A 12589-nucleotide genomic window follows, 5' to 3' on the forward strand; every position below is an offset into this window, starting at 1 on the left:
CGGGCGGCGTTGAGAGGATGCCGAGATGCTGAAGATCGAGAACCTGCACGTGAAGCTGGAAGACGAGGACAAGCGGATCCTCAAGGGTGTCGACCTGGAGGTCGAGGCCGGCAAGGTGCACGCCATCATGGGCCCGAACGGGTCGGGCAAGTCGACGCTGTCCTACGTGCTGTCGGGGCGTGGCGGATACGAGGTGACCGAGGGCGCGGCGACGCTCGACGGCGCGGACATCCTGGAGATGGAGCCCGAGGAGCGGGCTGCGGCCGGCCTCTTCCTCGCGTTCCAGTACCCGGTCGAGATCCCCGGCGTCGGCAACATGACGTTCCTGCGGACCGCAGTGAACGCCCAGCGCAAGGCGCGCGGCGAAGACGAGCTGTCGGCAGGCGACTTCCTCAAGGTGATCCGCGCCAAGGCCAAGACCCTCAAGATCGACGCGGATATGCTGAAGCGGCCCGTAAATGTGGGCTTCTCGGGAGGCGAGAAGAAGCGCAACGAGATCCTTCAGATGGCGATGCTCGAGCCGAAGATGTGCATCCTCGACGAAACCGACAGCGGCCTCGACGTGGATGCGATGAAGCTGGTGGCCGATGGCGTGAACGCGCTCCGCGATGCCGGTCGCGGGTTCCTGGTCATCACGCATTATCAGCGGCTGCTCGATCACATCAAACCGGACGTGGTGCACATCATGGCCGAAGGTCGCATCGTGAAGACGGGCGGGCCCGAGCTGGCGCTTGAGGTCGAGACCAACGGCTATGGCGACATCCTGGGCGAGGTGGCCTGATGGCGGAGCGAGCGACCTCCGACATTCTGGACCGACGCCTGGCCCTGCCTGCGGGGGGCGGCTGGCTGGGCCGGGCGCGACGCGACGCGGCCGATCGGCTGCGCGCAGTTGGCCTGCCGGGTCGGCGCGACGAATACTGGCGCTACACCGATCCCGCGCCGCTGACCGACCCCGCCCCGCGGATCGAGGCCAGCGCCGATGACGGTGATCCGTTCGCCGGGTTCGACACCTGCACGATCACGGTGGATGCGGATGGCGTCTCGCTGCCGGACGACCTGCCCGACGGGGTCGAGATCGCGACGCTGGCCGAGGCCGGCGCGGCCGATATCCACTGGGCGCGCGACCTCTACGGCACGCTCGAGGCGGCGGGTTCGCGACCGGTATCGCGGCCGCTCGCCATGCTGAACACGGCGATGGCGACCTACGGGCTGGTAATCCGCGCCACCGGCAAGGTCGCCCGTCCGATCCACATCCGCACAACCGGCGACGGCGATGCGATGCATCACCATGTCGTCCGCGTCGAAAGCGGGGCGGAGCTGACCATCCTGAAATCCGGCACCGGGGGCGCACGCGCCAACACCGTGACCGAGGTGGACGTGGCCGATGGCGGCATCTGCCACCATCTGCGCATCCAGGGCCCCGATCACGGGCGCCACGTCAACACCCATATCTTCGCCCGGCTGGGCGCCGAGGCGGTGCTGAAGTCCTTCACCCTCTCGGCCAACGGCGCGCTGACGCGCAACGAGGGCGTGATCGACATCATCGGCGACGATGCGGTGGCACAGATCGCGGGCGCGGCCTTCGGGCGTGGTGACTTCCACCACGACGACACGGTCTGGGTCACCCACGGCGCGCTGAACGGCGAAAGCCGGCAGGTCTTCAAGAAGGTCCTGCGCGACGGGGCGGTGGGCGTGTTCCAGGGCAAGATCCTCGTCAAGGAAGGCGCGCAGAAGACCGATGGCTACCAGATCAGCCAGTCGCTGCTGCTTGACGACGACAGTCAGTTCCTCGCCAAGCCCGAGCTCGAGATCTATGCCGACGACGTCGCCTGTTCGCATGGGTCCACCACCGGCGCGATCGACGAGACGGCGCTCTTCTACCTGCGCTCGCGCGGGGTGCCCGAGCGGGTGGCGACCGATCTTCTGGTTCTGTCGTTCCTCGCCGAAGCAACCGACGAGATCGAGGATCCGGCCCTGCGCGAGCACGTGATGGACCGCATGGCGGATTGGCTCGCCCGCGACTGATGTCGGTCACGCGCGACATCCCCCGGGCCTGGATCCGGCCGCGTCAGGTCATGGCCGAGCACATGGCGCGCGGCACGGGCGACAGCGCGGCGTTCATCTTCCTGATGGCCGGGTGCTTCCTTCTGTTCGTCTCACGCCTGCCGGTCCTGTCGCGGCAATCCTTCCTGACGGGCGAGGACTTCATGGTCCAGATGGGCGGCACGCTGATGGCGCTCGTGTTCGTACTGCCGTTGATCATCATCGCGCTGGCCTTCGTGGCGCATTTTCTGGCCAAGCTCGCGGGCGCACCGGGCACCGCCGAGGGCGCGCGGGTCGCGACGGCCTGGTCGCTTCTGGCGGCGTCGCCCGCGATGCTGCTCAACGGGTTGACCGAAGGGTTCCTCGGGGCGGGTCCGGCCCTACAGCTCGTCGGCCTCGTGGCGTTGGGCGGGTTCATCTGGATCTGGGTCAACTCGCTCTACGCGGCGGAGTGGGCCCGGTGATCGCGATCCTCCGATCCGGCCTGCGGAGCTTCCTGCGCGACCCGATGGGCGCGCTCGAGGAGATGCGGGACATCGCGCCGGCCGCGTCGGTCGCGGTCATGGCGCTGGTCGCCGCGGGACTGATCCACGTCGTGCTGGACCACCTCGCCGGGGCCTGGGCCTTTCCGCACTCGTTCGAGCCGGGGGGCAAGCGCGCGGGCGGACCGGTCGTCGGGACGCTCGTGGTGCTGTCGCGCCTCTTCGGCACGGCGGCGGGCCTGTGGCTGGTCGCGCGGGTGCTCGGGCAGCCGGTGCGATGGGCGCTGGCCATGTGGATGGTCGTTCCCTTCGCACTGGCCGAGATCGGCCTCGACCTGCTGGAGCTGTCGACGGCGGCGATCCACGAATTGACGACGCTCAACCTGTATGGCGGTCTGTTCTTGATCGGGTTCACCGGCACGCTGCTGGTGCTGATCGCGTCGGTGAAGGCCGCGCTGCCGGGGCGCGACTGGCTGGGTGCACTCGGCGCCAGCGTGGTCATCTGGGGCGGCGGCACCTACATCCCCTTTCTGGTCCTGCCGATTGCGGGCATCCTCCATCTGACGGAACGCGCGAAATGATCGACGTCGAAGCCATCCGCGCGCAATTTCCGATCCTGTCCCGACAGGTGAACGGCAAGCCGCTGACCTATCTCGACAACGGCGCCTCGGCGCAGAAGCCGCAGGTCGTGCTCGACACCATCCAGCGCGCCTATGCCGAGGAATATTCCAACGTTCATCGCGGGTTGCACACGCTCTCGACCATTTCGACCGAGAATTACGAGGGCGTGCGCGGCACCGTCGCGCGCTTCATCGGCGCGCCGTCCGAGGATCACGTCGTCTTCACCTCCGGCACGACCGAGGGCATCAACCTCGTCGCCTATGGCTGGGCCATGCCGCGGATGGAGGCGGGCGACGAGATCGTTCTGTCGATCATGGAGCATCACGCCAACATCGTGCCGTGGCATTTCCTGCGCGAGCGGATGGGCGTGAAGATCGTGTGGGTCGACGTTGACGTGAACGGCGACCTCGACCCGCAGGCGGTGCTGGACGCGGTGACCGACCGCACGAAGCTTATCGCGGTCACGCATATGTCGAACGTGCTGGGAACCGTGGTGGACGTCGCTACGATCTGCGAGGGCGCGCGCCCCCGGGGCGTGCCGGTGCTGGTCGACGGCAGCCAAGCGGCGGTCCACATGCCGGTCGACGTCGCGGAACTCGGCTGCGATTTCTACGCGATCACGGGGCATAAGCTATACGGACCAAGCGGTTCGGGGGCGATCTTTATCCATCCCGACCGCATGGCCGAGATGCGCCCCTTCATGGGCGGTGGCGACATGATCCGCGACGTCCACCGCGACGAGGTCATCTATAACGACCCGCCAATGAAGTTCGAGGCGGGCACGCCGGGTATCGTCCAGACCATCGGCATGGGCGCCGCGCTGGAATGGATGATGGGCGTCGGTATGGCCGAGATCGCCGACCATGAACGGGGCTTGCGGGATTATGCGCGCGACCGGCTCGACGGGCTGAACTGGCTGAATGTGCAGGGCCGTTCGGCGGGCAAGGGCGCCATCTTCTCGTTCACGATCGATGGTGCGGCCCATGCGCATGACATCTCGACCGTGCTCGACAAGAAGGGTGTCGCCGTCCGCGCGGGCCAGCACTGTGCCCAGCCGCTGATGGAGCATATGGGCCTGACCGCGACCTGCCGGGCGAGCTTCGGGGTCTACAACACGCGCGCCGAGGTCGATGTCCTCATCGACGCGCTCGAGCTGTGTCACGACCTATTCGCCTGAGGTCGTAAACTCCGCGACTTTGGCGCCGGTGATGCGCTGCAGGTCTGCCGGGGCGACCGGGAAGATGTGGCGCGGCGTGCCCGCGGCGGCCCAGACCGTTCCGAATGCCAGAAGGCGCGCGTCCATCCAGATCGGCACCTCCGATATCAGCCCGACCGGCGACACGCCCCCGATCGCGAAGCCGGTGACCCGGCGCACCGTCGCCGCGTCCGCCCGCGTCAAAACTCCACCGGCAAGGGTCGCGGCGCGGTCCGGGTCGACCTGGTTGCCGCCTGCCGTCAGGAACAGCGCGCATCCGTCGCCCTGACCGAACAGGATCGATTTCGCGATCTGGTCTAGCTCGCAGCCGACGGCGGCCGCGGCTTCGGCGGCGGTGCGGGTCTGGTCGGACATCTCGACGGGGCGGGCATCGAGGCCCGCGGCATCGAGCGCGGCGGTCACGCGGCGAAGGCTCTTGCTCATGGGGCGATTTCTGCCCGTTGACGCCGGAGGCCGCAACGGGCCTGATCCCGTCCATGTTCCGCTCGCGCATCACGCAGGCCCCGATCCCCTTCGATCCCGCCGCGGGCGCCGATGCGGTCGCAGCCCTTGCACCGCCCCCGGAGGTGGCCCCGCTGATCGCAGGGGCCGCCGGGTGCAGCCCGTTCCTCGCCATGGGCATGGCGCGGGAGCGGGAGTGGCTCGCCGGCCTCTGGGATGCGGCGCCCGAGGACATCCTCGACGGTCTCTTGGCCGAAACGGCACGGATCGACGGCGATCCGAAGCCCTCCCTGCGCGTTCTAAAGCGCCGGATCGGCCTGCTGGTCTCGCTTTGCGACCTCGGCGGTGTCTGGCTTGTGATGGAGGCGACTGCGGCGCTCACGCGGTTCGCCGACGCCGCCACCGATGCCGCGTTGGCTGACGCGCTTGGGCGCCACGCCAAGGGGCCGGTCGAGGGCGATGGCAGCCTCGTGGCCATCGCGATGGGCAAGATGGGCGCGTTCGAACTCAACTATTCCAGCGATATCGACCTCGTCCTGCTGTTCGACGAAAGCCGCTACGATCCGTCCGACTACGGGACGGCGCGCGCGATCCTCCTGAAGGCCGCGCGGACGGCGATGGCCACGCTTTCGGACGTCACGGCGGAAGGCTACGTCTTCCGCACCGACCTGCGCCTGCGCCCCGATCCCGGCTCCACCCCGATCGTCCTCTCGATGGAGGCGGCGGAGCGCTACTACGAGGCCATGGGGCGCGCGTGGGAGCGGGCGGCCTGGATCAAGGCGCGGGCCTGCGCAGGGGCCGTCGAGGCGGGCGAGGGGTTCGTCGCGCGGCTCGCGCCCTTCGTCTGGCGGCGGCACCTCGATTTCGCCGCCGTGCAGGACGCGCATGACATGCGGCTGCGGATTCGCGACCACAAGGGCCTCGGCGGGCCGCTGGACCTCGCGGGGCACCACATCAAGCTGGGGCGCGGCGGCATCCGCGAGATCGAGTTCTACGCCCAGACCCAGCAGATCATCGCGGGCGGGCGGGACCGCTCGCTCCGGGTCCGCCCGACGCTCGAGGCGCTGGACCGACTGGTCGAGGCCGGGTGGCTCGGGGCCGAGACCCGCGACGTGCTGGCCCCGAACTATGTCCACCTGCGCCGGGTCGAGCACGCGCTCCAGATGGTGCAGGATGCGCAGACCCACGTGATGCCGCGCGACGCGGACGGGCTGCGCCGGATCGCGAACCTGTTGGGCGAGGGCGAGGCCGACGCGTTCCTCGCCGACCTGCGCGACCGGATCGGTGCGGTCGAGCGGATCGTGGACCCGAGCTTCAAGCCCGACGCGCCGGCGCCGGATGCGCCCGACGCGATCGAGGGCGCGGCGGCGGTGACCGACCGCTGGCCGACATATCCCGCGCTGCGCTCCGAGCGGGCGCGGACGATCTTCGCGCGGCTGCGACCCCGGCTCCTGCGCGAACTGGGGGGTGCAGCGCGCCCGGCCGAGGCGCTTTCGGCCTTCGACGACTTCCTGCGCGGGCTGCCCGCGGGGGTGCAGATCTTTTCGCTCTTCGAGGCCAAGGACGAACTCGTCTCGCTCATCGCCGATATCTGTGCGACCGCCCCCGATCTCGCGCGCTACCTGTCGCGCAACGCGGATGTGCTCGACGCCGTGATCGACGGGCGCTTCTTTGCGGACCTGCCCGAGCGGTGGGAGCCGCCCGCTCCCGACGACGATTACGAGGCGACGCTGATCGCGCTCCGGCGCTGGCACCGGGAGCGGCACTTCCGCATCGGCGTGCACTTGCTGCGCCGTCTTGCGCCGCCCGAGACCGCGTCCCGTCGTTATGCCGCTCTGGCCGACGCGACGCTGGCCGGGGCCTGGGCCGCCGCCGAAGCAGAGACCGCGCGGCGCTATGGGCGCGTGCCAGGCTTGGCGCTCGCAGGAATCGGGATGGGATCGCTCGGGGCCGGGCGGCTGAACGCGCGCTCGGACCTCGACCTCGTGGTGCTGCACGATGGCGGAGAGGGGGTGTCCGACGGCGCCCGCGCACTGCCGCCCGCCCAATGGGCCGCGCGGTTCACCCAGACGCTGATCACCGCGCTCTCGGCGCCGATGGGGGATGGGCGGCTCTACGAGGTGGATATGCGCCTGCGCCCCTCGGGGCGGCAGGGGCCGGTGGCGACGGCCCTGTCGGGTTTCCGCACCTATCAGGCCAACGAGGCCTGGGTCTGGGAGCACATGGCGCTCACGCAGGCGCGACCCTTGGCGGGCTCGCCCGAGGTCGGCGCGGCGGCGATGGCGGCGCGGGCCGAGGTGCTGGCCTCCTCGCGTTTCGCACCCGACGAGATCTTGCGCGGCCTCGCCGAGATGCGCGCGCGGGTCCGCGCGGCGGAACGGGTCGGCGGCGGACTTTCGGTCAAGGTCGGGGCGGGTCGGTTGCAGGACATCGCGCTGGTGGCGCAGGCCCACATGTTGATCGCGGCGGCGTCCGGCGGTGAGATCGCCCGCACGGTCGACGCGCAGCTCGCCACGGACGGATGGCTGCCGCCGGAAGCCTGCGCGACGCTGGCCGAAACCCACGCGCGCCTGTCGGATGTCCAGCAGATGCTGCGCCTGATCACCGCCGACGATCCGCCCGGCGATCTGGGGACGGGGGGGCTGTCCCTCCTCGCCGCGATTACGGGCAGCGACGATGTCGCGGCGTCCTGCGATGTCGCCGCCGGACGCGCCGAGGCCGCGATCGACGCTGCGCTGGACCGGGCCGGTCTGTCAGGATAGCGCGGGCGGCAGCATCGGGAGTGCGCGACATGGTGGCAAAGGACGGGCAGGGGCCGGACGACCCAAAGGGGTTGATCCACGAGGCGTATCGCATCGACGGCATCACGGCCTCGGAATGCCGGACGATCTTCCTCGACTGGGCACTGACAGTCGAGGATGCGGCGGCGGCGATCCCGCGCCTGCTGGACGGGCGACCCGACGGACATCCCATGACCCAGGTCCTGCGCGAGGGGCTGGGCGCGTCGCCCCGGGGACGGCGCGGCGGTCGCGCCGCACGGGTGCGCGATTAGCCCCGGACGGGTGTGCCGTGGGTGCCCCGCTCGCGGTAGGGCGTGGTGCCGTAATGCGCGCGGTAGCATTTCGAGAAATGCGAGGGCGAGGTGAAGCCGCAGGCCAGCGCGACGTTGATGATCGACATATCCGTCTGCATCAGCAGGTTGCGTGCCTTCCCCAGCCGCAGTTCCATGTAGTATTTCTTCGGGCTTCGGCTGAGATACCGGCGAAAGAGCCGCTCCAGTTGCCGCGTCGACATGCCGACATCTGCGGCGAGGATCGACGGGCTGATCGGCTCCTCGATGTTCTGCTCCATCTCGCGGATGACCTGGCTCAGGCGCGGGTGGCGGACGCCGATCCGGGTGGGGATCGACAGGCGCTGCGTGTCCTGATCAGTGCGGATGGACGAATAGATCAACTGGTCCGCGACAAGCGCCGCCAGCCCTTCGCCATGATCCTGCGCGATGATGTGCAGCATCAGGTCGACCGAGGCGGTGCCGCCGGCGGTCGTGATGCGCTTACCGTCGGCAGTGAAGATCGACTTGGTCAGCTCGATCTCGGGAAATTCCTCGGCGAAGCTGTCCTGGTTTTCCCAGTGGATCGTCGCGCGCTTGCCGTCGAGCAGACCCGCAACGGCCATCGTCCAGGACGCCGTGCAGAGCCCGCCGATCGTCACGCCGCGACGGGCCTCGCGGCGGAGCCAGCTGACGAGGCGCTTGGTCGTGGCCGAGGCCACGTCGATGCCGCCGACCAAAAGCAGCGCGTCGTCCCGCGAGATCTCCTCAAGGTCGCGGTCCAGCATGAAGCTCGTGCCCGCCGAGCAGGTGATCGTGCCGCCACCTTCGCCCACCAACTCCCACGAATAGAGTTCGGCCCCCGCCATGCGGTTGGCGATGCGGAGCGCGTCCACGGCGCTGGCGAAGCACATCAGCGTGAATCGGTCGAGCAGAACGAAGATGAATTTTCGAGGCTTCGCCGGAGCCGTGATCTCGATCGCGGCGGGGCGGGCCGGGGCCACTTCGACGGGGTAAGTACTGTCACCCATGGCGGGCGTCCTCGTTCGCGGAAACAGACGCGTCGCACGCGATCCTGTGACCGGGAAAGCCCAAACCGGCGTCGGGATCAAGCGAATTGGCGCATCGGGTTCTGGTGGCCGACGGTGGTTTGCGGTAGGGCCGGGCTCCAGACAGACAGACGAGGTGCCGAGCATGGCCTGGACCAAGAGCGACTGGAGAGCGAAACCGCGGGTGCAGATGCCCGATTACCTCGATGCGGGCGCGCTGGGCGCCGTCGAGGCCCGGCTGGGACAGTACCCGCCGCTGGTCTTCGCGGGCGAGGCACGAACGCTGCGATCCGAGCTTGCGGCCGCCGGCCGGGGTGAGGCGTTCCTCCTGCAGGGCGGCGACTGTGCCGAGAGCTTCGCGGAGTTCTCCGCCGACACGATCCGCGACACGTTCAAGGTCATGTTGCAGATGGCGATGGTCCTGACCTTCGGGGCCAAGGTGCCGGTGGTGAAGGTCGGTCGGATGGCCGGTCAGTTCGCCAAGCCCCGCTCCGCCCCGACCGAGGTGAAGGACGGCGTCGAGCTGCCCAGCTACCGCGGCGACATCATCAACGAGCTGGACTTCACGGAGGCCGCGCGCATCCCGAACCCGGCCAAGATGCTCGAGGCCTACACGCAGGCGGCGGCGACGCTGAACCTGCTGCGCGCCTTCTCGAAGGGCGGGTTCGCCGATGCGCACAAGGTGCACCAGTGGACGCTTGGCTTCGTCGAGGGCGAGCGCGCCGCGCAGTACCGCGACATGGCGGGCCGCATCCAGGACACGCTGGATTTCATGACCGCCGCCGGTGTGACGGGCAACAACGATGAGCTGACGACGGTCGACTTTTACACTTCGCACGAAGCGCTTCTGCTCGAATACGAAGAGGCGCTCTGCCGCCAGGACAGCCTGACGGGCAACTGGCTTGCCGGGTCGGGGCACATGATCTGGATCGGCGACCGCACGCGCCAGCCCGATGGGGCCCATGTCGAGTTTTGCCGCGGCGTGCTGAACCCGATCGGCCTGAAATGCGGCCCTACGACCACCGAGGAGGACCTCAAGGTCCTGATCGACACGCTGAACCCCGAGAACGAGATGGGGCGCCTGACCCTGATCGCGCGCTTCGGGGCCGGCAAGGTCGGCGACCACCTGCCGCGTCTCATCAAGACGGTGCAGGAGATGGGCGCGAACGTCGTCTGGACCTGCGACGCGATGCACGGGAACACGATCAAGTCGTCCACCGGCTACAAGACGCGCCCCTTCGACAGCGTGCTGCGCGAGGTTCAGGAGTTCTTCGCGATCCACCGCGCCGAGGGCACGGTGCCGGGCGGCGTGCATTTCGAGATGACGGGCCAGGACGTGACCGAATGCACCGGCGGCGTGCGCGCCGTCACCGACGAAGACCTGTCGGACCGCTACCACACCGCCTGCGATCCTCGCCTCAACGCGTCGCAATCGCTTGAGCTGGCCTTCCTCGTGGCCGACGAGCTTTCGGGTCTGCGGGCCGAGCGGCAGCGCGCCGCGTCCTGATCCCGCCCCGGTCCGCGCCTCAGGGCGCGGGCTGGGCTTTCAGCCACGTCAGCGCCGCGTCTTCGGTTTCGAAGGCGCGCGCTTCGACCGGCATGACTTTGCCCATCGCCTCGACCAGACCGCCCGCCACGCCGGGGGCGTTCGAGACGACGTAGTTCCGGACCTTGGCCAAGGACGCGACCCGTGCCTTGAGACTGTCGAGCGACAGGCCCGCGCCGGCCTCCGCGGTCGCGTCCGTGTCGAACTGCAAAAGCATGTCGACCTTCGTCGGAGCGGCATCAAACACCTCCAGCATATGTTCGGACATCGCGGTCATATCGTCTCGCGTGACCTCGGCGACGATCCGGAACGCATGGAGGTGAGGCAGGTCGGTCGGGATTTCCCGAATGGTTGGCGTGACGAACATCTGGGCCTCCGGGACCGTTGAATGCCATCTGAACGCACCCCCACGGTCGCCGTTCCCTACTTCACGACGCGAAGCCACGGTACGGCGGATGGGCCCGGCGCATAGGGCGTCGCAGCCTCGGCCAACTCCATCGGCAACGGCGCCGCGCGATCCGTCGCGCGCCGCATCGGATGGTGTTCGGACCGGGCGGTCGCGCGCAGGCGGTGGCCGGTCACCGAGAAGCGGCGGGGGGCGTCCCCGGCGATCACGCGGTCGGTCACGACGACGACCTGCGCCTTGGTGACCGCGAAGGCCGCGTCCAGCAGGGGCAGGATCAGCATCTTCGCCCCCACGACGCCCTCGGAGCCTTCGCAGGCTAGGTCCAGCTCGGTGGCGAGCCCCGTTTCGAACACCTCCTCGACCAGCGCGGTGGCGCGGTCGCGGTCGGGCAGCGCGAAGAACGCCTTGATCGGCAACCCGCGCACGTCCATGCCCATCAGATCGCGCATCACGCGCCCGCCCAGCCGAACCCGCACCGTGCCCGCGCGCACGCGGTCGATGATCATCGAATGCCCGACAGTGACGCGCATCGCGTTCGGATCCAGCGCGTCGCGACGCGGCAGCGCGGTGCCCCTGCGCAGTGACAACCAGTAGCGCCACGCCTCTTCGAGGATCGGCGACGACCGCATCGTGGCGAACCCCCGCGCCGCGTCGCCCGTCGAAATACGCGTGATCACCACGTCCCGCGTCGTGTCGTCATAGCCCGCCATGTGTCGTCCCTCGTGTGCCGCGCCCCGGTTCCGCCCTCCAAGTGACGCAAACGGGGCGCAAGCCCGCCACCCGGCGGCATAATTATGGCAAGCCGTCACGAAATGCTCGCATTTCCTTCACCAACGGTTAACGGCTCGGGCCGCTGGACGGGCGCGCGGGCAGCCGCTAGGCCGGGGCCCATGAAGTCGATGACGGGATATGCGGCGCTGGATCGCGACGGGCGCCGCTGGGAGATCCGATCCGTCAACGCGCGCGGGCTGGACCTGCGGCTGCGCCTGCCCGACGTGGCAGGGCTTGAGCCGCCGATCCGCGCGGCGGTGGCGGGCGTTGCGGCGCGCGGAAACGTCACGCTGGCATTGCGTCTCTCGGATAGCGGCGCGGGGGCGGCCCGGCTGGATGCGGCGGGGCTGGATCGCGCGCTGGCCGCGCTTGCCGATGTCGAGGCGCGGGCCGACCTGCCGCTGGCCCCCGTGACGGCGGCCGACATCCTGTCGCTTCGCGGGGTCTGGGAAGCGGGCGAGGCCGCGCCGCCCGCGCTGTCGGTGCTGACCGCCGACCTCGCCGAACTGGTCGCGGCCTTCGCCGCCGACCGTGCCCGCGAAGGGGCGGCGCTCCACGCGCTGCTGGCGGCCCGCGTGGACGAGATCGCGGCCCTGACGGATGCCGCCGCGGACCTCGCGCCCGCCCGTGCCGCCCATCAGGCCGAAGCTCTGCACGCGGCGCTGGGGCGCCTGACCGGGGCGGCGATGGACGATGCGCGCATCGCCTCCGAGATCGCGGCGCTGGCGATCAAGTCCGACATCACCGAGGAGATCGAGCGCCTGCGCACCCATGTCGCCGCGGCCCGAACGCTTTTGGCCGAGGACGCGCCCGTGGGGCGTCGGCTGGACTTCCTGACGCAGGAATTCAACCGCGAGGCCAACACGCTCTGCTCGAAGTCCGGCATGCCGGAACTGACGACGATCGGCCTCGACCTCAAGGCCGCCATCGACCGCCTGCGCGAGCAGGTCCAGAACGTGGAATGA

The 12589-nt window shown here is 69.4% G+C and carries 13 protein-coding genes; 9 read left to right on the forward strand and 4 right to left on the reverse strand.

The annotated features are described in order from the left end of the window. Positions 1 to 25: 25 nt before the first annotated feature. The 5 genes from sufC to ACK8OR_RS02120 are packed head-to-tail and all read left to right on the forward strand — an operon-like array spanning position 26 to position 4323. On the forward strand, positions 26 to 781 hold the full coding sequence (gene sufC, locus ACK8OR_RS02100; protein WP_410187816.1) for a Fe-S cluster assembly ATPase SufC: 756 nt from the start codon (positions 26 to 28) through the stop codon (positions 779 to 781). Beyond that, positions 781 to 2025: a SufB/SufD family protein gene (locus tag ACK8OR_RS02105; protein WP_410187817.1), complete on the forward strand. Its 1245-nt coding sequence runs from the start codon at positions 781 to 783 to the stop codon at positions 2023 to 2025. The genes sufC and ACK8OR_RS02105 overlap by 1 nt, the downstream gene beginning before the upstream one ends. Continuing rightward, positions 2007 to 2507, forward strand: a complete 501-nt coding sequence (locus ACK8OR_RS02110) for a YIP1 family protein (protein ID WP_410187818.1) — start codon at positions 2007 to 2009, stop codon at positions 2505 to 2507. The genes ACK8OR_RS02105 and ACK8OR_RS02110 overlap by 19 nt, the downstream gene beginning before the upstream one ends. Then, positions 2504 to 3106: a hypothetical protein gene (locus ACK8OR_RS02115; protein ID WP_410187819.1), complete on the forward strand. Its 603-nt coding sequence runs from the start codon at positions 2504 to 2506 to the stop codon at positions 3104 to 3106. Before ACK8OR_RS02110 ends, ACK8OR_RS02115 begins: the two co-directional genes overlap by 4 nt. Then, entirely contained in the window at positions 3103 to 4323 is a 1221-nt protein-coding gene (locus ACK8OR_RS02120; RefSeq protein ID WP_410187820.1) for a cysteine desulfurase, read from the forward strand. The genes ACK8OR_RS02115 and ACK8OR_RS02120 overlap by 4 nt, the downstream gene beginning before the upstream one ends. On the opposite strand, the gene ACK8OR_RS02125 is transcribed toward ACK8OR_RS02120, so the two are convergent. Next, positions 4312 to 4785 carry a YbaK/EbsC family protein gene (locus tag ACK8OR_RS02125; protein ID WP_410187821.1) on the reverse strand — a complete coding sequence of 158 codons (474 nt, stop codon included), beginning with the start codon at positions 4783 to 4785 and terminating at the stop codon, positions 4312 to 4314. The genes ACK8OR_RS02120 and ACK8OR_RS02125 overlap by 12 nt on opposite strands. A 53-nt stretch (positions 4786 to 4838) precedes the next feature. Here ACK8OR_RS02125 and ACK8OR_RS02130 point away from each other — a divergent pair, with 53 nt between their 5' ends. Both ACK8OR_RS02130 and ACK8OR_RS02135 read left to right on the forward strand, forming a co-directional pair. Then, entirely contained in the window at positions 4839 to 7565 is a 2727-nt protein-coding gene (locus ACK8OR_RS02130; RefSeq protein ID WP_410187822.1) for a [protein-PII] uridylyltransferase family protein, read from the forward strand. A gap of 29 nt (positions 7566 to 7594) precedes the next feature. Continuing rightward, positions 7595 to 7855 (forward strand): hypothetical protein, encoded by a 261-nt coding sequence (locus tag ACK8OR_RS02135; protein WP_410187823.1) that lies wholly within the window; start codon positions 7595 to 7597, stop codon positions 7853 to 7855. On the opposite strand, the gene ACK8OR_RS02140 is transcribed toward ACK8OR_RS02135, so the two are convergent. Next, positions 7852 to 8883 carry a GlxA family transcriptional regulator gene (locus ACK8OR_RS02140; RefSeq protein WP_410187824.1) on the reverse strand — a complete coding sequence of 344 codons (1032 nt, stop codon included), beginning with the start codon at positions 8881 to 8883 and terminating at the stop codon, positions 7852 to 7854. The two genes, ACK8OR_RS02135 and ACK8OR_RS02140, sit on opposite strands and share 4 nt — an antisense overlap. Before the next feature lie 163 nt (positions 8884 to 9046). Here ACK8OR_RS02140 and ACK8OR_RS02145 point away from each other — a divergent pair, with 163 nt between their 5' ends. After that, a complete protein-coding gene (locus ACK8OR_RS02145; RefSeq protein WP_410187825.1) occupies positions 9047 to 10408 on the forward strand; it encodes a class II 3-deoxy-7-phosphoheptulonate synthase in 1362 nt (453 codons plus the stop codon). 19 nt (positions 10409 to 10427) lie between these two features. On the opposite strand, the gene ACK8OR_RS02150 is transcribed toward ACK8OR_RS02145, so the two are convergent. Together ACK8OR_RS02150 and ACK8OR_RS02155 are read right to left on the reverse strand one after the other, a co-directional pair. After that, complete coding sequence (locus tag ACK8OR_RS02150) at positions 10428 to 10814, reverse strand: SpoIIAA family protein (RefSeq protein ID WP_410187826.1); 387 nt, start codon at positions 10812 to 10814, stop codon at positions 10428 to 10430. Positions 10815 to 10870: 56 nt separating this feature from the next. After that, positions 10871 to 11563, reverse strand: coding sequence for a PAS domain-containing protein (locus ACK8OR_RS02155; RefSeq protein WP_410187827.1), 693 nt, complete (start codon positions 11561 to 11563; stop codon positions 10871 to 10873). Positions 11564 to 11743: 180 nt separating this feature from the next. Between ACK8OR_RS02155 and ACK8OR_RS02160 the strand changes: the two genes are divergently transcribed. Beyond that, a complete protein-coding gene (locus ACK8OR_RS02160; protein WP_410187828.1) occupies positions 11744 to 12589 on the forward strand; it encodes a YicC/YloC family endoribonuclease in 846 nt (281 codons plus the stop codon).

It is taken from the genome of Jannaschia halovivens, assembly GCF_046452375.1.
GTDB classification, from domain to species: Bacteria; Pseudomonadota; Alphaproteobacteria; order Rhodobacterales; family Rhodobacteraceae; genus Jannaschia; species Jannaschia halovivens.

Bases quoted from the DNA above. Each gene is read 5' to 3' on its own strand.
- sufC (WP_410187816.1), top strand. From the start codon at position 26: ATGCTGAAGATCGAGAACCTGCACGTGAAGCTGGAAGACGAGGACAAG.
- ACK8OR_RS02105 (WP_410187817.1), top strand. From the start codon at position 781: ATGGCGGAGCGAGCGACCTCCGACATTCTGGACCGACGCCTGGCCCTG.
- ACK8OR_RS02120 (WP_410187820.1), top strand. From the start codon at position 3,103: ATGATCGACGTCGAAGCCATCCGCGCGCAATTTCCGATCCTGTCCCGA.
- ACK8OR_RS02125 (WP_410187821.1), bottom strand. From the start codon at position 4,785: ATGAGCAAGAGCCTTCGCCGCGTGACCGCCGCGCTCGATGCCGCGGGC.
- ACK8OR_RS02130 (WP_410187822.1), top strand. From the start codon at position 4,839: ATGTTCCGCTCGCGCATCACGCAGGCCCCGATCCCCTTCGATCCCGCC.
- ACK8OR_RS02135 (WP_410187823.1), top strand. From the start codon at position 7,595: ATGGTGGCAAAGGACGGGCAGGGGCCGGACGACCCAAAGGGGTTGATC.
- ACK8OR_RS02140 (WP_410187824.1), bottom strand. From the start codon at position 8,883: ATGGGTGACAGTACTTACCCCGTCGAAGTGGCCCCGGCCCGCCCCGCC.
- ACK8OR_RS02145 (WP_410187825.1), top strand. From the start codon at position 9,047: ATGGCCTGGACCAAGAGCGACTGGAGAGCGAAACCGCGGGTGCAGATG.
- ACK8OR_RS02150 (WP_410187826.1), bottom strand. From the start codon at position 10,814: ATGTTCGTCACGCCAACCATTCGGGAAATCCCGACCGACCTGCCTCAC.
- ACK8OR_RS02155 (WP_410187827.1), bottom strand. From the start codon at position 11,563: ATGGCGGGCTATGACGACACGACGCGGGACGTGGTGATCACGCGTATT.
- ACK8OR_RS02160 (WP_410187828.1), top strand. From the start codon at position 11,744: ATGAAGTCGATGACGGGATATGCGGCGCTGGATCGCGACGGGCGCCGC.